This window comes from Anaeromyxobacter oryzisoli, from assembly GCF_022690765.1.
Taxonomy (GTDB): domain Bacteria; phylum Myxococcota; class Myxococcia; order Myxococcales; family Anaeromyxobacteraceae; genus Anaeromyxobacter; species Anaeromyxobacter oryzisoli.
On the sequence record NZ_JALCZA010000005.1, the window covers coordinates 1 to 21218 of the forward strand.

Annotated in this window: 20 protein-coding genes and 1 pseudogene; 13 read left to right on the forward strand and 8 right to left on the reverse strand. The window is 75.1% G+C overall.

Annotated elements, in window-relative coordinates:
* A pseudogene (locus MNZ27_RS02580) lies at positions 1-197 on the reverse strand (hypothetical protein); the annotation flags it as partial.
* Between the two features lie 57 nt (positions 198-254).
* Entirely contained in the window at positions 255-1772 is a 1518-nt protein-coding gene (locus MNZ27_RS02585; protein WP_242392465.1) for a Ppx/GppA phosphatase family protein, read from the reverse strand.
* Positions 1773-2153: 381 nt separating this feature from the next.
* On the opposite strand from MNZ27_RS02585, the gene MNZ27_RS02590 reads away from it, so the two are divergent.
* From MNZ27_RS02590 to MNZ27_RS02620, 7 genes are read left to right on the forward strand one after another with little or no spacing between them, the layout of a single operon-like run.
* A complete protein-coding gene (locus tag MNZ27_RS02590) occupies positions 2154-3455 on the forward strand; it encodes an inositol-3-phosphate synthase (RefSeq protein WP_242392466.1) in 1302 nt (433 codons plus the stop codon).
* A 25-nt stretch (positions 3456-3480) separates the two neighbouring features.
* Complete coding sequence (locus tag MNZ27_RS02595) at positions 3481-4242, forward strand: CDP-alcohol phosphatidyltransferase family protein (RefSeq protein WP_242392467.1); 762 nt, start codon at positions 3481-3483, stop codon at positions 4240-4242.
* A gap of 5 nt (positions 4243-4247) precedes the next feature.
* Positions 4248-5396 (forward strand): glycosyltransferase family 4 protein, encoded by a 1149-nt coding sequence (locus tag MNZ27_RS02600; RefSeq protein WP_242392468.1) that lies wholly within the window; start codon positions 4248-4250, stop codon positions 5394-5396.
* Positions 5397-5401: 5 nt separating this feature from the next.
* Positions 5402-6112: a 1-acyl-sn-glycerol-3-phosphate acyltransferase gene (locus tag MNZ27_RS02605; RefSeq protein WP_242392469.1), complete on the forward strand. Its 711-nt coding sequence runs from the start codon at positions 5402-5404 to the stop codon at positions 6110-6112.
* Positions 6109-6852 carry a lysophospholipid acyltransferase family protein gene (locus MNZ27_RS02610; RefSeq protein WP_242392470.1) on the forward strand — a complete coding sequence of 248 codons (744 nt, stop codon included), beginning with the start codon at positions 6109-6111 and terminating at the stop codon, positions 6850-6852. Before MNZ27_RS02605 ends, MNZ27_RS02610 begins: the two co-directional genes overlap by 4 nt.
* Complete coding sequence (locus MNZ27_RS02615) at positions 6849-7550, forward strand: metallophosphoesterase (RefSeq protein WP_242392471.1); 702 nt, start codon at positions 6849-6851, stop codon at positions 7548-7550. Before MNZ27_RS02610 ends, MNZ27_RS02615 begins: the two co-directional genes overlap by 4 nt.
* 55 nt (positions 7551-7605) lie before the next feature.
* The gene (locus MNZ27_RS02620) at positions 7606-10107 is read left to right on the forward strand and encodes an MMPL family transporter (RefSeq protein WP_242392472.1); all 2502 of its coding nucleotides are present in this window, start codon (positions 7606-7608) and stop codon (positions 10105-10107) included.
* A gap of 7 nt (positions 10108-10114) precedes the next feature.
* Here MNZ27_RS02620 and MNZ27_RS02625 read toward each other — a convergent pair whose 3' ends face one another.
* Both MNZ27_RS02625 and MNZ27_RS02630 read right to left on the reverse strand, forming a co-directional pair.
* Positions 10115-10483 (reverse strand): response regulator, encoded by a 369-nt coding sequence (locus MNZ27_RS02625; protein ID WP_242392473.1) that lies wholly within the window; start codon positions 10481-10483, stop codon positions 10115-10117.
* 120 nt (positions 10484-10603) lie between these two features.
* Positions 10604-11248: a DedA family protein gene (locus tag MNZ27_RS02630; protein WP_242392474.1), complete on the reverse strand. Its 645-nt coding sequence runs from the start codon at positions 11246-11248 to the stop codon at positions 10604-10606.
* A 207-nt stretch (positions 11249-11455) separates the two neighbouring features.
* Between MNZ27_RS02630 and MNZ27_RS02635 the strand changes: the two genes are divergently transcribed.
* From MNZ27_RS02635 to MNZ27_RS02650, 4 genes are all read left to right on the forward strand, one after another.
* Positions 11456-11818 (forward strand): encapsulin-associated ferritin-like protein, encoded by a 363-nt coding sequence (locus MNZ27_RS02635; protein ID WP_242392475.1) that lies wholly within the window; start codon positions 11456-11458, stop codon positions 11816-11818.
* Complete coding sequence (locus MNZ27_RS02640; RefSeq protein ID WP_242392476.1) at positions 11815-12642, forward strand: family 1 encapsulin nanocompartment shell protein; 828 nt, start codon at positions 11815-11817, stop codon at positions 12640-12642. The genes MNZ27_RS02635 and MNZ27_RS02640 overlap by 4 nt, the downstream gene beginning before the upstream one ends.
* Positions 12643-12837: 195 nt before the next feature.
* Positions 12838-13419 (forward strand): TIGR02265 family protein, encoded by a 582-nt coding sequence (locus MNZ27_RS02645; protein WP_242392477.1) that lies wholly within the window; start codon positions 12838-12840, stop codon positions 13417-13419.
* Complete coding sequence (locus MNZ27_RS02650; protein WP_242392478.1) at positions 13416-14237, forward strand: C40 family peptidase; 822 nt, start codon at positions 13416-13418, stop codon at positions 14235-14237. The genes MNZ27_RS02645 and MNZ27_RS02650 overlap by 4 nt, the downstream gene beginning before the upstream one ends.
* Before the next feature lie 46 nt (positions 14238-14283).
* Here the strand turns inward: MNZ27_RS02650 and MNZ27_RS02655 are convergent, their stop codons facing one another.
* Together MNZ27_RS02655 and MNZ27_RS02660 are read right to left on the reverse strand one after the other, a co-directional pair.
* Entirely contained in the window at positions 14284-14541 is a 258-nt protein-coding gene (locus tag MNZ27_RS02655; RefSeq protein ID WP_242392479.1) for a hypothetical protein, read from the reverse strand.
* A gap of 171 nt (positions 14542-14712) precedes the next feature.
* Complete coding sequence (locus MNZ27_RS02660) at positions 14713-15345, reverse strand: hypothetical protein (RefSeq protein ID WP_242392480.1); 633 nt, start codon at positions 15343-15345, stop codon at positions 14713-14715.
* 271 nt (positions 15346-15616) lie between these two features.
* Here MNZ27_RS02660 and MNZ27_RS02665 point away from each other — a divergent pair, with 271 nt between their 5' ends.
* Complete coding sequence (locus MNZ27_RS02665; protein ID WP_242392481.1) at positions 15617-16573, forward strand: ketopantoate reductase family protein; 957 nt, start codon at positions 15617-15619, stop codon at positions 16571-16573.
* Between the two features lie 412 nt (positions 16574-16985).
* Complete coding sequence (locus MNZ27_RS02670; protein WP_242392482.1) at positions 16986-17684, forward strand: glycine cleavage system protein H; 699 nt, start codon at positions 16986-16988, stop codon at positions 17682-17684.
* A gap of 73 nt (positions 17685-17757) precedes the next feature.
* On the opposite strand, the gene MNZ27_RS02675 is transcribed toward MNZ27_RS02670, so the two are convergent.
* Positions 17758-19500, reverse strand: a complete 1743-nt coding sequence (locus MNZ27_RS02675; protein ID WP_242392483.1) for an acyl-CoA dehydrogenase family protein — start codon at positions 19498-19500, stop codon at positions 17758-17760.
* 284 nt (positions 19501-19784) lie between these two features.
* Positions 19785-21161 carry an IgA Peptidase M64 gene (locus tag MNZ27_RS02680; RefSeq protein WP_242392484.1) on the reverse strand — a complete coding sequence of 459 codons (1377 nt, stop codon included), beginning with the start codon at positions 21159-21161 and terminating at the stop codon, positions 19785-19787.
* Between the last annotated feature and the right edge of the window lie 57 nt (positions 21162-21218).

Consider the following 21218-nt stretch of genomic DNA (forward strand, 5'->3'; position numbering starts at 1 on the left):
CGGGCGCCGCCGGCGGGGGCCGCGGCGAGGGCGCGGGCGACCGCGCGCCACGGAGCTTGGAAGGAGGCCTGGGAGGAGGCCGTGGAGGAGGTCTGCGCTGGCAGCGCGATCGCGGCCTGCGGCGGGTTCACGGCCGCCGCGGCCGGCGCCACCTGGCGCGCCAGCGCGGCGAGGAGGGCGGCGAGCGCGGCGTGCACGCGCCGAGGCTATGCCGGCCGGGCCGGCGCCGGCAAGCTTCCCGCTCGTACGCAGCGTCAACGCGACCCGGTGATGCCTCCCCGGCGGGCGACGACCTCCACGCGGCGCCCGAGCGCCGCGCGGAAGAGGCGCGCCTCGCGGGCGACGTCCCACAGCTCGAGGTCCACCGCCCCGCGGCTCCGGACGGCCACCCGGACCGCGCGCCGCGCCGCCGCCGCCCGGAGCTCCACCACCGGCTGGTGATGGCTCCGGTCGAGGGCGTCGGCGATCCGCAGGAGCGCGACGAGGCGGCGGACCGTGCGGAAGTCGCCGGGCGACAGGTCCTCGAGGTCCTCGCGGTGGCGCTCGGGCGGGCTGCGGCGGTGGTACCGGGCGACCAGCGCGACGAGCCGCCGCTCCTCGTCGGAGAAGCCCGGGATGTCGGCGTTCACGACGAGATAATAGGTGTGCTTGTGGTGCCGGTTCGGCGAGACGGCGTGGCCGAGGTCGTGGAGCAGCGCCGCGGCCTCGAGGAGGCCGCGCGCGCTCGCCGCGAGGGCGTGCACGCCGGCGAGCTGGTCGAACAGCGCGAGGGCGAGCCGCGCCACCTGCCGCGCGTGCGCCTCGTCGAACCCGAACCGTCGCCCCAGGGCGAGCACGGCCTCGGTCCGGTCCGCCGCGGCCGCCGCGGCCGCGCCGGGGGACCGGCGGGCCAGGTCGCGCAGGATCCCGTCCCGGAGGCCGGTGTCCACCGAGACGATCCGCTCGAGCCGCAGGTGGCGCATCGCGGTCTCGAGGATCACCGCCCCCGCGACGACGATCTCCGCCCGCTTCGGCTCGAACCGCCGCCGCCGCTCGGCGAGGCTCATGTCGGCCATCCCGGCCACGGCCCGGTCGAGGGCCCGCAGCGTGAGGCGCCGCCCGTCGCCGTGCGCCGCCACGATGGCGTTGATCGTCCCGGAGCTGCCGAGCGCGTGGCGGAAGCGGGGGAGGTCCGCGGGGAGCGAGTCGCGGAACGCCTCGGCCGCGAAGCTCCGCATCACGGCGAGCCGCTCGCGCGAGACCCGGCCCGAGGAGGCGAAGATCTCGGTGAGCCGCACCGCGCCCAGGCCGACGCTGAACAGGGCGGTGGGCTTCTCGCCGACCGCGGGCGCGATCTCGGTGGAGCCTCCGCCGATGTCCACGACGAGCGCGCGCGAGGTGGGCGGTCGCCCCGCGAGGACGCCGAGGCAGATCAGCCGGGCCTCCTCGCGACCGGAGACCACCTCCAGGGTGAGCCCCGCCTCGTCGCGGACGCGCCGGACCACGGCGTCGCGGTTCCGCGCCTCCCGCACGGCGCTGGTCGCGACGGCGCGGACCCGCGCCCGGTAGCGGAGGCACAGCACGGCGTAGCGCCGGAGCGTCCCGAGCAGCCGGTCCGCCACCGGCCGCGCCAGGACGCCGCTCGCGAAGACGCCCTCGCCCGGGCGCACCGGGTCGCGCTCCTGGTGAAGCGTCTCGAGCGAGCCGTCGGAGAGGACGCGCGCGATCTCGAGCCGGACCGCGTTGGTGCCGACGTCGATGGCGGCGAGGATCCGGTCGTGTCCGCTGCGCACGCGCTCCTCGCCTCGCCGCCGGGGCCAAGGGGGCGCAACCTGGGGGCGCCCGGGCCCGCCGCGCGAGGCTACCCTGGAAGTCTGGCGGCCCGCCACCGGCCGCGCCAGGGGATCTCGCGGGGCGGCGAGCACCCCTGACCACCTCCCGGCACGAACCCAGCGTCGAGCTTTCCCCCGCCGCGGCGAGCCCGACCGCGCCGCTCCGCGCGGCTCCCGTCGTCCGGACGGCCACCTCGACTCTTCCTTGACGGCTCTCCTTGCGGTAGAAACCCGCCACCGGCAGGGTCTGCCGATGACGCGTCGCGGGTGGCCGCGGAGGCGCCTGAAAACCCGGGCGGAAGAATGCGCCGCGCCCCTCGCGGCCGCCGCCCAGAGGTGCACATGAAAGTCGTCTCTGGTCTGAAGCCCCTGCCGAAGGGCGAGAAGCTCGCGGTCCTCATGCCGGGCATGGGCGCCGTCGCGACCACCGCCATCGCGGGTGTCCACGCGGTGAAGAAGAAGCTCGCCGCGCCGGTGGGCAGCCTCACGCAGCTCGGGCACCTCATGGAGCCGGACGGCCGCCACGGGCCGCAGCTCCGTGACATCCTGCCGCTCGCGTCGTTCGACGACCTCGTGTTCGGCGGCTGGGACCCCATCCCCGACGACGTGTACGCCGCGGCGTTGCGCGCGAAGGTCCTCCGGCGCGAGCACCTCGACCCGCTCAAGGACGAGCTCCAGGCGATCCGCCCGATGCCGGCGGTCTTCGACAAGAACTGGGTGCGCCGGCTCGACGGGCCGAACGTGAAGAAGGGCACGCTCCGCGAGAAGGCGGAGGCGCTCCAGGCCGACATCAAGGGCTTCCTCGAGAAGCACCGCTGCGCCCGCGGCGTGATGGTGTGGACCGGCTCGACCGAGGTCTACGTCCAGGCCGGCCCCGCGCACCAGTCGATCAAGGCGTTCGAGGCCGCGCTCGACAAGAACGACGCGACGATCGCCCCCTCGATGATCTACGCGTACGCCGCGATCAAGTGCGGCATCCCGTTCATGAACGGGGCGCCGAACCTCTCCCAGGACACGCCCGCGCTCCAGGAGCTCGCCGAGCGGGAGGGCGTCGCGACCGGCGGCAAGGACTTCAAGACCGGCCAGACCCTGATGAAGACGACGATCGCGCCGATGCTGCACGCGCGCCTCCTCGGCCTCGAGGGCTGGTTCTCCACGAACATCCTGGGCAACCGCGACGGCGAGGTGCTCGACGACGCCGCGAGCTTCAAGACGAAGGAGGTCTCGAAGCTCAGCGTGCTCGACTCGATCCTCATCCCCAAGCAGCACCCGGAGCTCTACGGGGACATCGACCACAAGGTCACGATCCACTACTACCCGCCCCGCGGCGACAACAAGGAAGGGTGGGACGCCATCGACATCTTCGGGTGGCTCGGCTACCCGATGCACATCAAGGTGAACTTCCAGTGCCGCGACTCGATCCTCGCGGCCCCGCTCGCGATGGACCTCGCGCTCCTCGCCGACCTCGGCCAGCGCGCCGGCGGCAAGGGGCCGCAGGAGTGGCTCTCCTTCTTCTTCAAGAGCCCGGTCACCGCGTCGGGCAAGCCCGTGCACGACCTCTTCCAGCAGCAGGCCATCCTGCACGCGCAGCTCGCGAAGTTCGCCGAGGCCGCCGCCGCGGCGGCGAAGAGCGCGGTCGGGTAGCGAGGGCGGGAGAGCCCGCGTTCGCATGACCGAGAGCGCCGCCGTCGCGATCCTCCTCCACGTCGCCGTCGGCGTCGCGACGGCCGTGGCCTACGCCCTCGCCCGGCCGCCGCGCCCCGCGCGGCTCGCCGGGTACCGCGGCCCCATCGCGGTGCTCGGCGGCTGGGCGTACTGGGTCACCCGCCCGATGCACGACGCGGCGGCGCGGCTCGGCCTCACGCCGAACGTGCTCACCGGGTACGGGCTCGTCCTGAACGTGGCCTCCGGCGTCGCCGCGTCGTACGGCGCCTGGGGCTGGGCCGGGCTCCTCCTCGTTTGGGGGTCGATCGGGGATCTCCTCGACGGGGAGCTCGCGCGCTCCACCGGGCAGCAGAGCCCCGCCGGCGCGTTCCTCGACTCGAACCTGGACCGGATCTCGGAGATCGCCCTGTTCGCGGGGCTCGCGGTCGCGTTCCCCGATCGCGCGGGCGTGGGGTGGGCGGTGGCGGCGCTCTCCGCCTCGCTCATGGTGAGCTACGCGCGCGCGCGCGGCGAGGGGCTCGGGGTGTCCTGCCCGAGCTTCGGCCTCGAGCGGCCGCACCGGCTCGTGATCCTCATGGCGACGCTGCTGGTCGCGCCGTTCCTCGACCCGCAGAACGCGGTCACCCTCGTCGAGGGCGGCTGCGCGCTCGTGACGGTAGGGGCCGGCGCGACCGCCCTCGGCCGGCTGGTCGTCATCCACCACCTCCTCCGGCGCGGGGACGCCGGCGCCGAAGCGCCGGGCACCCCGCCGGAGGGCGTCCGGTAGCGCTCGTGCGGGTCTGCATCGTCACGCCCTACGACCTCGCCTTCGAGGGCGGCGTGAACCGCCACGCCGTGAGCCTGGCGCGCGCGCTCGTCGCGCTCGGGCACGGCGCCCGCGTGATCGGGCCCGCGAGCGGCAAGGTCCCCGACGGCTGCGAGGGGCTCCCGGGCGTCGTGCCGGTGCGGGCGAACGGCTCGGTGGCGCGGATCGGCCTCCTCGTCTCGCCCCGCGCGACGCGGGCCTTCCTCGAGGCGAACGCGTTCGACCTCGTCCACGTGCACGAGCCGATCGTGCCGGGGCCCGGACGCCACGCGCTCCGGTTCGCGGAGGTGCCCGTCGTCGCGACCTTCCACGCCAACGCCGAGCGGGAGCTGCCGCTCCAGAAGGTGCTCCGGCGCGTCGCGTCCGGCGGCCTCTCCCGCATCGCCTTCGGCATCGCGGTCTCGCGCGAGGCGAAGCGCTTCTCGCGGACGATCTACCGCGGGCGCACCGCGGTCATCCCGAACGGCGTGGACGTGTCCCGGTTCGCGAGCGCGCCCGGCGGAGACGCCGCGGCGCCGCGCGCGCCGGGGCGGCCGCTCCACGTCCTCTTCGTCGGGCGCTACGGCGAGCCGCGGAAGGGCTTCTCGGTCCTGCTCGACGCGGTGACGCTGCTCCGGGCCCAGGGGCGCCCGGTCGAGGTGGACGTGGTGGGCGCCGGTCCCCTCGAGAAGTTCGAGCGGCGGGCGCACCGGCTCGGGGTGCGCTTCCACGGGAGGCTGCCGGACGCGGAGCTCGCCGCGCGCTACCGGGCGAGCGACGTGTTCTGCGCCCCGTCGCTCGGCGGCGAGAGCTTCGGGATGGTGCTCGTCGAGGCGATGGCGGCGGGCTGCCCGGTGGTGGCGAGCGACCTCCCGGGGTACGCCGAGGCGGCGCGCGGGGCGGCGCTCCTGGCGCCGGCCGGCGATCCGGGGCAGCTCGCCGTCGCGCTCTGGCGGGCGGGCCAGGACCCCGAGCTCCGCGCGAAGCTCGTCGCGCGCGGCCGCGCCCGGGCGGACGCCCTCTGCTGGACGCGCGTCGCCGGGCGGGTGCTCCACGTCTACCGCTCGGCGCTGCGCGCGGCCGACGTCGGGGCGGCGGCGCTCGCGCCGACCGGGCTGCACCGCGAGATCGGGTGACGGCGATGGGCGACTCGAAGTTCCCCCGGACCTGGCGGCAGAAGGCCGTGCTCATCCCGCTCGTCCGGGCGCTCAAGCTCTGGTACCGGCCGCGCGTGCACGGCCTCGAGGCGATCCCGCGGGACCGTCCGCTCGTGTACGTCGCGAAGCACCCGCGCACCTGGCTCTACTTCGAGACCATGCTGCTCGGCCTCCTCACCTTCTGGGACGAGGACCGGATCCCCTTCCGCCCGATGGAGAAGCGCGGCACCTCGCTGCACCGCCTGCCCGTCACGAGCTGGGTGCGGCGCCACGTCGGCACCATCGAGGCCACCGAGGAGGCGGCGCTCGACGCGCTCCGGGGCGGCGAGTCGGTGCTCGTGTTCCCCGGGGGCGGGCGCGAGCTGTACGGGCCCCCGGACCGCCTCGATTGGAAGGGCCGGCACGGCTTCGCCCGGATCGCCGCGCGGGCGGGCGCGCCGGTCGTCCCCGTCGCCATCGCCGGGGCGGACCAGCAGCACCCGGGCCGGCTGCGGCTCGGCACGCGCGGCTCGCTCTGGCTGCCGCCCGTGCCGCTCCCGGTGCCCCTCGATCTCTGGTTCGGCGCGCCGCTCGCGCCCCCGTCGGACGAGGACGCCGCCGCGATCGCCGCGTTCTCCGGCGAGGCCGCGGTCGCGACGCAGGCGCTCCTCGACGCGGCCACAGCCGCGCGCCGCAAGCCCTGGAGCCTCACGTGAGCGATCTCCCCGACGGCGCCCCCCCGCGCCTCGACCCCGAGCACTGGTTCTATCGCGGGCTCATCCTGCCCTGGGCCCGGGCGATGACGCGCTACCACCGGCTCCACCTCGCCGGCGGCCCGCCGCCGAAGGGCCCCTGCATCTACGTCGCGCTCCACGGGGCGGGGTACCTCGTCGTCGATCTCGTCCTCGCCTGCTACCAGCTCGGCTGGAAGGAGTTCCACGAGACCGGGCGCGGGTTCACCGGCATGCGGATCGTCGCGGCGGACTCGAAGATCGAGCGGGCGCTCCCGGGGTTGCCCACGGTGAAGCAGTTCGCGGGCACCATCGGCACGAGCGAGGACGCCTGCGTCGCGGTGCTCGAGCGCGGGGAGCAGCTCCTCGTCACGCCGGGCGGGATGCGCGAGGCGCAGCCGGCGCGGGACTTCTACCGGCTGCGCTGGGAGGGGCGGTACGGCTTCGTCCGGCTCGCGCTGCGGACCGGCGCGCCGATCGTCCCGTTCGCCATCGTGGGCGGCGCCGAGGCCTACCCGGGCTTCCGCTGGAAGAGGCTCTCCTTCTGGTCGCCGCTCCCGCTCCCGGCCCGGTTCGACATGGTGCTCGGCGAGCCGATCCCGGTCCAGCGCGCGCCGGAGCGGGCGCGCGATCCGGCGGTGGTGAAGCCCCTCCACGCCCTCGCCTGGGAGCGGACCCAGGCCCTGTACGACGGGCTGCGGGCGCGGCGCGGGAAGCGGCCGTGACGGTCGTCCGGATCGCGAGCGACTGGCACCTCGCGCCCGGGAGCCCGCCGGCGCACGGCCGGCTCGCCCGGGCCTTCCTCGTCCGCGCGCGAGAGGACGGCGCCCAGGTCGTCCTGAACGGCGACGTCTTCGACGACCTGTTCGCCGGCGCCGGGCGTGCCGAGGCCGCTCACCCCGAGGTCGTCGAGGCCCTCGACGCGCTCCGCGCGGCGGGGCGGCTCCGCCGGACCCGCGGCAACCACGATCCGGACGCGGGCGAGGCGCGGCTCGTCCTCGAGGCGACCTGCGCCGGGCGCGTGCTCGTGATGCACGGGGACGCCGTGGACCCGGTGAGCAGCTCGGCGATCGGCCGGCTGGGCGACGGCATCTCCCGGCGCTTCGGCCGGCTCGCGCTCGTCCGCGGGGCGGCCCGGCTCGCCGAGGCGACCGTGCGCGCCGTCGCCGAGGACCGGATGCTCGCGGTGTTCCGGGCGCGGTGCCTCGCGCGGATCGAGCGCGAGGGGGCCGACCTCGGCGTGTTCGGGCACGTGCACGCCGCCCACCTCGCCCCGGGCGACCGCTACGCGAACGCCGGCTCGCTCCACGACGACGTCCTCGAGTACCTCGAGCTCGGCCCAGCCGGCCCTCGCCTGGCCGCCGTCCGGGCGGGGGATCCGGGGGTCGAGGCCACGGGAATCGGCCGATCCCCGCGGCGGTAGTCTGCACGATGCCGCTTGCGCCCGGCCTGCCGGGCAGGAGAAGAACACGTCCACCATGCGCCTCTCGGATCGCTGGGTCGAGCTCGCCGACCGCCGCCGCGGCCTCATCCTCGCCGCGTGCGCGATCGCCGCCCTGGCGGGTCTGGTGGGGGCGGTGCGCCTGTACACCGATCTGCGCCCCGACATGGCGGAGCTGCTCCCGGCGAACAGCCGGAGCTCGCGAGATCTCGCCACGGTGACCGCGCGGGTCGGCGGCTACGCCGAGGAGACCGTCGTCCTGGCGGGCAAGGACCCGCTCGATCTCCAGCTCCTCGCCGACGATCTCGCCGAGAAGCTCGAGGCGGCGCCGGACGGCCTCGTGCGCTGGGTCGAGTACCGGGTGGACGAGACCCGCGACTTCTTCAAGCCGCGCCTGCTCCTGTTCCTCTCGCGGCCGGAGCTGGTGCGCCTGCGCGACACCCTGGCGGCCCGGGTGACCTGGGAGCGGGCCCGCGCGGCCGGGGAGGCGGAGGGGGCCGCGCCGGACGTCGAGGGGCTGCTCGCGGAGATCGCACGCGAGCGGCGGGACGTCCTCGGCAAGTTCCCGAGCGGCTACGTGATGGGCGAGGTCCCGGGGCACCGCCCCGGCGAGACCATGACCGCGCTCGCGATGGTCATCCGGCTCGGGGCGCAGCCCGACGACTACACCCAGGTCACCGCGCTCGACCGGTACGTGAAGAAGGCCGTCGCCGAGCTCCGGCCCGCCGAGAAGGGCGTCGAGGTCGGCTACGGCGGCTACGTCGCCTCGAACATCCTCGAGCACGGCGCCCTCGCCGAGGACCTGATCTGGGCGACCGTCCTCGTCCTCGCCGCGGTCGCGGCCGCGGTGGCGATCTACAACCGGACCTGGAAGGCGATCTTCGCCGTGGGGATCCCGCTCCTCGCCGGGACCTTCGCGACGTTCGGGATCGCCGAGCTGGTCGTCGGCCACCTGAACTCGAACACCGCGTTCCTCGGCTCGATCGTGGTCGGGAACGGGATCAACGTCGGGCTCATCCTGTTCGCGCGGTACCTCGAGGAGCGGCGCCAGGGGCAGGCCCCGCTCCCCGCGATGAAGACCGCGGTGTCCGCCACCTGGCTCGCGACGCTCACCGCCGCCCTCGCGGCCGGCGTCTCCTACGGGTCGCTCCTGTCCACCGACTTCCGCGGCTTCAACCAGTTCGGGCTCATCGGCGGGATCGGGATGACGCTGTCCTGGATCTTCACCTACGTCATGACGCCGCCGCTCGTCCTCGCCTGGGAGCGGCGGGCGCCCATCCCGAAGGCCGGGCAACGCCCCGCGCACCCGGTGTTCACCCAGGCGGTGTCGAGGGCGGTCGACCGGGCGCCCCGCCTCACGGCGTTCGTCGCGGCGCTGCTCTCGGTCGCCTCGGCGTTCTCCGTCGCGCGCTTCGCGAAGGACCCCATCGAGCACGACTTCCGCAAGCTGCGGGATCAGTCGGCGCTCGCCGAGGGCGGCCCCGCCTGGTGGGACGCCCGCGTGGACGCGCTGCACGGCGATCACCTCTCCCCGACCGTGCTGCTCGGGCGGGACGAGGCGGAGGCGCGGCGGATCGCGGCCGCGATCGAGGCGGCGCGGGCGGCGAACCCGGCCGGCTTCTTCGGCCACGTGCTCTCCATCGCGTCGCTCGTCCCGACCGATCAGGAGGCGAAGCTGCCGATCGTGCGGGAGATCCGCGCCCTCGCCACGCCCGAGAACCTGCGCTTCCTCTCGCCCGAGCAGCAGCTCGCGGTGCAGCAGGTGATGCCGCCCGCGGAGCTGCGCCCCTTCGGCGCGGCGGACCTCCCGCCGGCGCTGCGCCGCCAGCTCACCGAGGTGGACGGCCGGGTCGGGACGCCGGTCCTCGTGTACCCCTCGCAGCGGATGGACGTGTGGAACGGCCTCGACGTGACGCGGTTCGCCGCGGAGCTGCGGGCCGTCCCGCTCCCGGACGTGCCGATGGCGAGCTCGACGCTCGTGTTCGCCGACGTGCTCCGCTCCATCGAGCAGGACGGGCCGCGGGCGACGCTGCTCTCGCTCGTCGGCGTCGTCCTGCTCGTGCTCGTGGCGTTCGGGCTCGGCCGGCGGACGGTCCGCTCGCTCGCCGACGCCGGGTGGGTCCTCGCCGCGCTGGCGGTGGGGGTGCTCTGGTTCGGCGGCCTCGCCGGCGCGCTCCACCTCCGGCTCAACATGCTGAACTTCATCGCCCTGCCGATCACCTTCGGCATCGGCGTGGACTACGCGACGAACATCTTCCAGCGGCGGCGCCTCGATCGTGGCCGCTCCATCGCGGACATCGTGCGCACGACCGGCGGCGCCGTCGCGCTGTGCTCGCTCACCACGATCATCGGGTACTCGTCGCTCCTGATCGCGCGGAACCAGGCCCTCATCTCGTTCGGCGTGCTGGCCGATCTCGGCGAGGTGGCCTGCCTCGCCGCGGCGCTCTTCGGGCTCCCCGCCCTGCTGCGCTGGAGGGAGCTCGTCCGGGAGCGGCGCGCCAGGGACGTCGAGCGCGTGCACGTGGAGCCCCAGCCGTAAGGACGGATCAGCTCGCTCCTACCTCGCGCAGCGCCCACTCGAGCTGCTCGCGCGAGAACGGCTTCTCGAGGAACGCCTCCGCCGCGGGCCGGTCGCGCGCGGCGGGCTCGCTGCTCATCGCGATGATGGGGACGTGGGCGAGCCGCGGCGTCCGCCGCACCCGCGCGACGAGGTCGTGCCCGGTCATCCGGGGCGTGTAGAGGTCCACCAGGATCGCCGCGAAGCGCGGCCCCCTCCCGAGCAGGTCCCAGGCCTCCGCCCCGTCGGCCGCGAGCGCGACCAGGAAGCCCGCGTGCACGAGGAGTTGCCGGATCGCGTCACGCACCTCCGGGTCGTCCTCCACGAGCAGGACGCGGCGGATGAGGATCCCTTCCACGTGGATCAACCTACATAGCGGCGCGCGCCGGGGCGACCCGGGGAGCCGAGCCACGACGGGGCGGCGCGTTCCCGGGGCGCGCTCCGCTCGCGCCGGGCGCGGTGCGTCGAGCGCGGCGCGTCAGGAGCCGGGGTCGAGCGGCGCCGAGACCGACGCGGCCGCCGCCGCCGACCGCCGGGCGCGCGCGCGGCGCGCGAGGACGGCGGCGGCGAGCGCGATCGCCAGGGCGGCGACGATCCAGAGCGCCTCGGGCGAGACGCGCCCGGCGAGCCGCTGCCACCCCGCGCCGAGCCCGTACCCGAGCCAGAAGTACAGCGTCGCCCAGAGCGCGCCCGCGACGAGCGTCCCCGCGGCGAACGTCCGGTGCGGGAGCCGCAAGGCGCCCGCGACCACCGTCATGACGATGCGGAGGCCGGGGACGAGCCGCCCGACGACGACCGCGGTCGCGCCGCCCCGGAGCAGCCACGCCTCGAGCCGCTGCTCACGAGCCTCGGTGTACCCGAAGCGACGGCCGATCCGGACGAGCAGCGGCCGGCCCGCGTGGCGGGACACGAGGTAGAGCACGGTCGCCCCGATCACGGTCGCGGCGGTGACCACCGCGGCCGTCGGGGCGAACCCGGCGCCCCCGGACTGCGCGAGCACGCCCATCGCCGCGATGAAGAGGTCCCCCGGGACGGGCAGGGGCACACCGGCCTCCTCGACGAGGATCACGAGGAACAGCCCGGCGTAGTGCCAGCGGGCGAGGAAGTCGGCCGGCGTCTGCACGGGCCCTGTTCTTTCACGACCCCGCCCCCCGGCCAAGGGCCATGGCCGGAGGTCCGTGCCACGGCCCGCCCCCCCGGCACCCTGGCGCCGGCCGGATCGGCGGTAGAGCGGGCGACCGGGATGGCCCGCGGTCGGCGGTCGGAAGTCGGGGCCGGGACCCTGCCCCGGGCCTTGGCGCGACCTCGTTGCCGTCCCACCCCTTCGTGCATGGCGGGGGCTTCCCAGGGCTGGCACGAGGACGAGGCGGCGCTCACCCAGCGCACGAAGGAGCTTCACCGGGCGCTCGTCTCGCTCGAGGAGGAGCTCGAGGCGATCGACTGGTACCAGCAGCGGATCGACGCGACGCAGGACCCGGAGCTCAAGCGGATCCTGGCGCACAACCGTGACGAGGAGAAGGAGCACGCGATGATGCTCCTGGAGTGGCTCCGGCGGCACGACGTCGCCTTCGAGCGGCAGGTGGCGGTGCACGTCGGCCGCCCCGGCCCCATCGCGCGCGAGGAGCCGGCCGGGGAGGCGGGCGGCGGCGCCGCGCCCGGCGCGGGCGAGGGCGGGCAGAAGGGGGAGCGATGAACTGGCAGGACCGCGGCGACGCGTCGTTCGGGCAGGAGGTCTGGGACGAGATCGACGCCGTGGCGCGGGCGGCGGCCGAGGAGGTGCGCGCGGCGCGCCGGGTGCTCGAGGTGATCGGGCCCCTCGGCTTCGAGGCGCGCGCCGGGGTCGCGGAGGACGAGCGGGTGCAGCCCGGGGACGACGAGGCGGAGGAGCGGACCCACGTGCACGTCCCGCGGGCGCGGATGCTGCCGGTCCTCCACCGCACGTTCAGCCTGGGCGCGCGCAGCGTCGAGGCGCTCGAGCAGCGCGGCGAGCCGCTGACCCTCACGGACGCCGCCGAGGCGGCGCGGGCCCTCGCGCGCGCCGAGGACCGGGTCCTCTTCGACGGTCACGCCGGCGCCGGGGTGATCGGGCTCCTCGGCCACCCCGGCGCCCTCGAGCTCCGCACCGGCGACTGGGCGGATCCCGCCCGGGCCGCCGACGATCTCCTCGAGGCGCTCATCCGCCTCGACGGCGCCGGCCGCCATGGGCCCTACGCGGTGGCGCTCGCGCCGGTGCGCTACTACGCGCTGCTCCGGCCGCACCCGGCGAGCGGGCTCACGCCGTACCAGCAGCTCCAGCCCGCGTTCGCCGGCGGGATCGTGAAGGCCCCCGTCCTCTCCGACGCCGCGGTGGTGGTGATGCGCTCCGCCTCCGGGCCGCGGGCCGTCATCGGTCAGGACCTCGCCGCCGCGTACGACGGGCGGGAGGGGATCTTCCACCGGATCTCCCTCGTCGAGTCGGTCACGCTGCTCCCCGGCGTCCCGGGATCGGTCGCGATCCTCCGCGCCGGGGCGAGGTGAAACGGCGAAGCGGGGCGCCCACGGCCCACGCACGCGCGCGGGAACGGCCACCCGGCGGCGGCTCGCCCGCCTCCTCGACTCTGGGGAAACTTTCCGCGTCGGCCGTTCACGGTACGTCACGTACCCTTCCACTCCTCGCCCGGACTGTGGTGGGATGACCCCGGGACTCGCCCCGCGGGGCGAGGGGGAGGACGCGTGCCGGCGGATCCGAGGGATCTCGAGCGTCGCGTGGGGGCCGCGACCGACGCGGACACCTCGCGCGGGATGAACTTCAACGCGCTGTTCGCGCTGGTGCGCGACCACCTCGGCGACGCCGCCGCGCGCGCCTGCGACCCCGAAGGGAAGGGCGCGCGGGTGGACTTCGTCTCGTACCCCGTGGCGAGCTACCTCCGGATCGCCTGGGCGGCGGCCGACTGGCTCGAGCCCGCGCTCGGCTCGGTGGACGCGGTCTGGGCCGAGCTCGGGCACCGCACCATCTCGAGCTTCCTCGGCTCGACGATTGGCCGGACCGTCTTCGCCTTGGCCGGGCGCGACCCGCGGAGGATCGTCGGCGCCGGCCCGACCGGCTACCGCGCGGCGGTGAGCTACGGGGATCGGACGGTGGAGTGGCTCGGCGAGCGGCACGCGCGCCTCGTCTTCCGGCGCGACTTCATGCCGGCGGCGTTCCACGCGGGGGTGATCCGGGGCGCGATCGTCCCGACCGACGCGCGCAGCCCCACGGTGGAGGGGCGCGAGGTGGCGTTCCTCGAGAGCGAGTACCACGTGAGCTGGGAGTGAAGATGCGCCTCCGGGACCGGCTCCTCACGATCCTCGGCGACCTCAAGGTGTTCCGGTACCCGCTCTGGCTCGTCTACGACCCCGGGTCGTACCGGGTGAAGGGGCGGGACATGCGGGAGGTGCTCGAGCTCGTCCGGCCCGGCGACGTGCTCGTCCGCGGCTTCGACGCGTACCTCGACGGCAAGCTCATCCCCGGCACGTTCAGCCACGCCGGCCTCTACCTCGGCGAGACCACCGCGGCCGACCGGGCCCTCGTCCCCCCGTGCCACCGCGACGCCCTCGCCCTCGGGCCGCAGACGGTGATCCACGCGATCGCCGAGGGCGTCCGGACCGAGGACGTGCTCGACTTCTGCCGCTGCGACCGGCTCGCCATCCTGCGCTTCCCCCCGGTGCTCCGGGCCGACCCCGCGGCTCCCTCCGACGATCCCGGTCCGCTCGGGCCCGAGGAGCGGGGGCTGCGGGACGCGCTCGCGGGCGGCGCCGAGGTCCGCTTCCAGGACGCGTGGCCGCTGGTGCGCCGGGTGGCCCTCGCCCAGCTCGGTCGCGGCTACGACTTCGACCTCGACTTCGACGACCTGCGCCGGCTCTCCTGCACCGAGCTCGTCCACCGGGCCACCCGCGCCCTCGCGCCGTTCCTCGGGGTCCAGCCGACGCGCCACCGGATCCTGCTCCTCTCCGGCGACGGGATCGTCCCCGACGCGTTCGTCTCCTCGCCGCTCGAGCTGGCGTGGGCGAGCCCGTCGGTGGGCCGGCGCGCCCTCGACGCGCTCCGCGCGACCCGGTCCGAGCCGCCGATCGACACGTCCGCCGCGGCTTGATGGCGGGCCTTCGCGCTGGCGCCGCCCTCCGACGAGCCGCCCGCCTTCAGCGCTTGCCGCTCGCCGCGGGCGGCCGGCGTGCGGGCAGGACGAGGAGCGGGACGAGGACGATCACCGCCAGGACCACCAGCTCGGCGAGGCCGACGCGACGGGAGAGGAGCGCGAGCCCGCCGAAGATGGCCGCGGTGACGAGGCCGAGCCGCGCGCGGCGCCACAGGCCGGTCCGGATGAACCAGGCCGCCGCGATCGCGGCGAGGCCGGTGAGGAACAGGACGAGGAGCTCGAGCCGGCCCACGCAGGGCATGACAGCACGAGGGGAACGAGCCGTCAAAGCGGGAGGCGGAGAAGGGCCGGGGACGGCGCACGGGCGCCGGGCGCGGTCACGGGACTGATGCATGCATGCGGGCGCGAGGACGAGGAGAGGGGTCGCGATGGCTGCGCGAGGCAGCTTCGGGACGGCACCGCGCGGCTCGGCCTACCGCCCTCCGCTCACCGCTCGGTCGTCGCCGTGTTCCCGCACGCATCGCTCGAGCGCGTCCGCGCGGGAGCGCAGCTCCGGCGACCACGCCAGCGGCCGGAACGGGTCCGTCGCGAGCGCGAACCAGTAGAAGCCCGTTCGCGGCCCGCGGCCCGCTCCCTCCAGCCCTTCGAGGAGCGCGTCCGCGTCACGCGCGTCGATCCCCGACAGCTTCCACAGCTCGCTCAGGTACGCGCTCCGCTCGGCGCGGCAGGGGAGCTCCGGCGCGCGCGCCGCGTCCCGCCCTTCGGGTGGCGTGGCGCTCGCCGCCGCCGCGCCTGCGTCGGGCGGGGGCGGCGCCTGGTCGGGCGGCTCCAGCCGCGCCGCGGCGGTGGCGCGGAGCGAGGAGGCGGGGACCACGCTGAACGAGCCGACCTGCAGGTCCTCCGTGCCGGCCTCCTCGACGCGGATGAAGCCCTCCGGGAGCTCGATGGTCTCGCCCACCCGCAGGGGCTTTCCGAGGATCTCGACCCGCGCGTCGCCGGCGTCGATGGTCCCCTCGCTCGGGCCCTCCGCGCGGACGTCGGGCGCGAACGGCCCGGGCGCGAGCGCGGCGACCGCGGCGAGGAGGAGCGAAGCGGGGCGCACCATGGTCCACCTCCGGACCGCAAGCTGTTCGGCCTGGCGTCCGCGCGCAAGCCTTGCCGCCCGTGCTTCTGGTGGGGTACGACGCCGGGCGGGGCCGCGCTGCGCTCGGGCGGGCGCGTCACCGTCGGCGCTGCTCGCCCCGGAGCAGGGCGCGCCCGGGAGGGCGACGGCCCGCGTGGTCCGGGAATCCGCGGCGTCGCCCGAATGATCGAGACGGCGCGGGGCGGCACCGGCGCGGGGCGCGCCGACGCCCGCCCGGCGGGAGGAGGACGGCGTGCGGATCGCGGTGATCGGTGTCGGCGGCGTGGGCGGGCTCGTGGCGGCGCTCCTCGCGCGGGCCGGCGAGGAGGTCGTGGTCGTCGCCCGCGGGGCGGCGCTCGAGGCGATCCGGTCCGCCGGCATCGCGGTGGAGTCGCCGCTCGGCGTCTTCACGCAGCCGGTCGCTGCGGCCTCGGACGACCCCGGGGCGCTCGGCGCCGCCGACGCGGTCCTCGTCGCGGTGAAGGCCTGGCAGGTCGGCGAGCTCGCGCCGCGCCTCGCGCCGCTCCTCGCCGATGGCGGCGTGGCGGTGCCGCTCCAGAACGGCGTCGAGGCGGCGGATCGCCTCGCGGCGGCGCTCGGGGAGGAGCGGGTGGCGGGTGGGCTCGTCAACGTGCTCGCCCGGATCTCCGGGCCGGGCGCGGTGCGGCACGTGGGCGCGAACCCGCGGATCACGATGGGCGAGCGCGGCGCGCGGGCGAAGGCGCCGAGCCCGCGGCTCGAGGCGCTCGCCGCCGCGCTCGAGCGCGCCGGGGTCGGCGCCCGCGTGACCGACGACATCGAGCGCGCGAGCTGGGAGAAGTTCATGCTCATCGAGCCCTGGGGGGCCGTCTCGGCGCTGGCGCGGGCGCCCATCGGAGTGGTCCGGAGCGTACCGGAGACCCGGGAGCTCCTCGGGGCGGCCCTCGAGGAGGTCGCGGCGGTCGGCCGGGCGCGAGGGGTCGCGCTGCGGCCCGACGCGGTCGCCCGCACCCTCGCGATCATCGACGGCGTGCCCGCCGAGGGCACCGCGTCGATGCAGCGCGACATCGGGGCGGGTCGCCCGTCCGAGCTCGACGATCAGGTCGGCGCCGTCGTGCGACTCGCGGCCGCCGCCCAGGTGCCCGTCCCCGTGCACCGGTTCGCCCTCGCAGCGCTCCGGCCCCAGGAGGCGGCCGCACGGAGAGTCATCCCGCGCTTCACCCGGACCTGATGGCGCACGCGCCGGCGGGTCACGAGGGGCGGGATGCGACCTGCCGCGCATGCGGCGACACGCGCATTCGCGCATTCGAGCCCGACCGAGAGAAGTTTGGCTGGCCCTCCCCCGGGGCCCCGCCGGCCCCGACCGAGAGAAGTTTCGACGCGCTCGCGCTCGACCGCTCGGTCGTGAGGAATTCATCACCTGTTGTGGATCTCCACGACTGCCCCCTTGCGCCGCGGATCAACGACGGTTTTCCCTGCGGGGTGCCCTCTCACCGCTGAAAGACGCCACGCGTCGTCCGGCCGCACTGCGGGAACCCGTTGGAAGTGCAGGCTGCGGCCGCGTCCCCCGGCTGGCCCGCCGCTTGCCCTCCTCTCGCTCGAAGATCGCGGGCGCGCCGCCCGCCGCGGGAGAGGAGGCCATCGTGACCACCGTGATGGAGATCCTGGAAGCCGTTGGCGCCTTCCTGGTCGGGCTCGTCGCACGCCTCGGGGTGACCCTCGTGCTCGGGCTGGTGCTGCTCGTGCCGGCGGTGATCATCGGGGTGAGCATCCATCTCGTGCGGCGGCACCGCGCGGCGGCGGTGCCGCGCGTGGACGGCATCGAGCTTCGGCACGGCGCGTGGCACGCGCCGAACCACACCTGGCTGGCTTCGTGCGGTCCGGGGGAGCTCGAGGTCGGGCTCGACGATCTCGGGCAGCGCATCCTGCCGTCGGTGACCGCGGTCGAGCTGCCGCGCCCGGGCATGTCCGTGCACCGCGGCGACCCCATCGCGGTGCTTCGGGCCGGGCAGCGCATCGTGCGCCTCGGCGCGCCGGTGGACGGGACGGTGCTCCGCGTGAACGGCCGGGTGCGGTGGGATCCGGGGCTGGTGAAGCGCGAGCCCTATGGCGGCGGGTGGCTCTTCAGGCTCGAGCCGGCGGACCGCGGGTACCTGGAGCTGCCGCGCGATGCCGCAGCCGAGGGCTGGATGAGATCGGAGCGGCAGCGGCTCGAGCGGTTCGTGGAGCAGGAGCTCGGGTTCGCCGCGGCCGACGGTGGCGCGCTCGTCGTCCCGGTGCCCGGCGCGCTCGGCGAGGACGGATGGAAGAGGCTCGTGTCCGCCTTCCTGCACGCCGCGTGAGGCGAGCCGGGCCTCCCGGGCGACGGCCGGCATGACGCCGCCCCCTCGCGCCGACGCGAGGGGGCTGGCGCCGTCAGACGTTGTCCCACTCGTACCGGCCCGCCTCCAGCACGTGCCCGGCGACCGCGAGGACCGACGCGTCCTCGTTGTCGTCGACCGCGGAGAGGCCGGCGCCCACGCGCCGCTCGGCCTGGTGCGCGAAGGCGCGGAGGATCTGCTTCTCCACCGCGGCCGACGCCTCGCCGTGGTCCTCGATGCGCGTCGAGACCCGGGCGAGCATCGCCGCGAGCGCGAACAGGTCGATCATCGCGTCGGCGAGCCGGCGCGTGACGAGCTGCTTCCCGACGATCGCCTTGCCGTGGCGCCGGAGCACCTTGTCCGCGGCGAGGGCGAGCTGACGGGTGGCGCCCTCGAAGCGCGCCGCGTCCTCCGCGAGCGACGGGTGGAGCAGCGTCCAGTTGCCCTTCTGCCGACGGACGCCGGTGGCGAGGGCGGCGCGGCGCTTCGCGTAATCCGAGAGGACGCCGAAGCCCTTGATCGGATCGCCGAGCACGCCCTTCATCGACTCGGCCACCTCGGCGAGCGCGGCGCCCGCGTCGTTCACGGCGGTGAGCGCGATGAACAGCCGGAGGATCTCGTTCGTGCCCTCGAAGATCCGGTTGATCCGGCTGTCGCGGAGGACCTGCTCGTAGGGCAGCTCGCGCATGTAGCCGGCGCCGCCCGCGATCTGGAGCGCCTCGTCCGCGGTGCGCCAGAGCGCCTCGGTCGCGAGGACCTTCGAGATGGCCGCCTCGACCTGGGTCTCCTCGAAGCCGCGGTCCACCAGGCCGGCCACCAGGTTCACGACGCTCTCCGCCGCGTAGCAGTCGATCGTCATCTGGCCGAGCTTGTGCGCCACGGACTCGAAGCTCGCGATGGGCTTGCCGAACTGCACCCGCGCCTTCGCCTGCTCCGCCGCGAGCCGGATGAGCCGCTTCATCCCGCCCACCGAGCCTCCGCCGAGCCCGGTGCGCCCCGCGTTCAGGATCTTCATCGCCACCTTGAAGCCCTTGCCCACCTCGCCGAGGACGTTCGCGGCCGGGACGCGCACGTCCTCGAGCGCGACCGTGGTCGTCGAGGAGGCGCGGATCCCCATCTTGTCCTCGTGGGGACCGGTCGTGACGCCCTTCATGTCCCGGGTGACGATGAACGCGGTGATGTGACCGCGCCCCTCGAGCGAGGTCTTCGCGAACACCGTGAAGAAGTCGGCGATGCCGCCGTTGGTGATCCAGAGCTTTTCGCCGTTCAGGATCCAGTCGTCGCCGTCGCGGACAGCGGTGGTCTTGACGCTCGCCGCGTCCGAGCCGGCTCCCGGCTCGGTGAGGCAGAAGGCGGCGACGAGCTCGCCCGTCGCGAGCCGCGGGAGCCAGCGCGCCTTCTGCTCCTCCGTGCCGAAGAGCAGGAGCCCGCGCATCCCGATGGAGCTGTGCGCGCCGACCGTGACCGCGACCGACGCGTCGTGCCGCCCGAGCTCCTGCACCACCCGCGAGTACGCGGTCGCCCCGAGCCCGAGGCCGCCGAACCGCTCCGGCACCACCAGGCTGAAGAGCCCCGCCTCCTTGATCTCGCGGATGAAGGTGGCGGGCAGCTCGCCGGCCCGGTCCCAGCTCCGGAACTCCTTCTCCCGGCCGCCGAGCAGGGCGCCGAGCGTCTGGAAGATCGCGCGGAGCGTCTCCTTCTCGGCGATCTTGGGCTCCGGGTAGGGGAAGAGGATCTCCTCCTCGATGTGGCCCATCGCGAGCGAGCGCATGAAGCTCGCGGTCTTCTTGTCCACCATGGCGACCTCCCGACCGGGACGCGAGGCTTGACTGCGAAATCATAACGCGGCGCGGCAGCAAGGAAACACCGCCGCAGGGCCGGAGACCCCGTCGGGCTACTGCATCAGATCTGTCCCGGAGGAAGGGGAGTGGCGCGGCGCCGCGGGCGCGGCGGGCCGAAAACTACTCTCGGTCAGGCGGCCACTCTCGGTCAGGCGGCCGCGGTCAGGCGGCCGGAGGAAGAAGCGCCGCAGGCGCGGGGGGCCGGAAAACTACTCTCGGTCGGGAGCAGCGGTAGCGGGAGTCATCGCGTGTAGAGATCGATCGCCTTCGAGAGCGCTCGCTGGCATACGGCGCAGAACGGGACCGGGTCGCGGGTGAACATGATGCAGTCCACCTGCGGCCGGAAATATCCGTTCTCCTCGTAGTTCGCCCCCTCGAACGCGCCGATCGCGAGGGCCCAGTGGGCGCCGCCGAGGAGCGCGGTCTCCTCCCGCTGCTCCGCGAGGAAGAGCGCGTCCATCTCCGCCTCGGGGCGGTTGGCGGCGCGGATCTTCTTCCGGCGCTCCTGGTACTCCCGCGCGCGCTTCGCGAACACGTCCCGGGGCCACGGCGTGGGCAGCGGCGTGCCCGGCTTCACGAGGTCCGCCCACTTCGCCGCCTTCGGGTCCGCCGTGACGTTCGGCTCCCACGGCTCCGGCCGCTGCTTCGACGACAGGTAGGCCGTCTCGGACGTGAAGTACTCGTCGGCGAGGTCCCCGAGCGCGTGGCCGAGCTCGTGGACGAAGATGTACTCGGACCAGCGGCTGCCCGCGGCGACGGTGACGTAGAGGCCGAAGATGCCGCCGCCGCCGTAGGTGTCGCCGTTCACCAGGATGCCGAGGACGTCGTAGGGCGCGAAGGACGCGACGTCGCGCAGCGAGCGGTTCTCGAAGGTGAGGACGTACCGCTCGGCGCCGAACGCGTCGTATGTCGCTCCGATGCGGCTCCGGCGGTGCTGCCCGGTGAGCGGCCGCGAGACGCCGCGCTCCTCGGACGGCGGGCAGAGCCCCCACACGTTGAAGTCGCTCCGCCGCGATCTGAAGGGCTCGTGCTCGAACAGCACGCCGACGAGCCGCCGCGCGTCGCGCTCGAACTTCGCGCGGTCCGCCGCGGTGTAGCCGTCGCCGAGCAGCAGGAGGTCGAGCTTCTGCGCGGGGTCCCCGCTGCGGAGCAGCTCGATCACGGGCCCGGGCGACGGCGGGCGCGCGGTGTCCACCGCCCGGTCGGCGGGATCCACGACCAGCGTCCAGATCTCCCGGAAGGCGTTCCGCTCGCCCCGCTTCTTCAGCACCACCTGCACCGGCCGCTCCGGCGCCGGGAAGCGGAGCGACTCCGAGAAGGTCCGGCTCGCGCTCCGCGCCTCCTCCGTGGTCTCCCACTCACCGTAGATCGACGAGAAGCCTCGCGAGTACAGGACGCGGTTCGTCTGGAGGTCGCGGACCTCGAAGAAGTACTTGCCGAGGTTGGTGTCGTCGAGGGTCCTCGCCGGGTTCCCGGGGAAGGGGAGCGGCTCGAGGACGAGGCGGTCGAGCGCGAAGCGCTCCTCGGTGGCGTTGCCGGTGTGGAAGAAATCGACGCGGAACGTCCGGGGCGGCTGGGGGGCGGCGGCGACGGCGACGGCGAGGAGGAGTCCGAGCATGCCCCCCGGAGTCTATCCGGCGTGCTCCGGGTGGGCCTCGAATTGTCCGTGACGCCA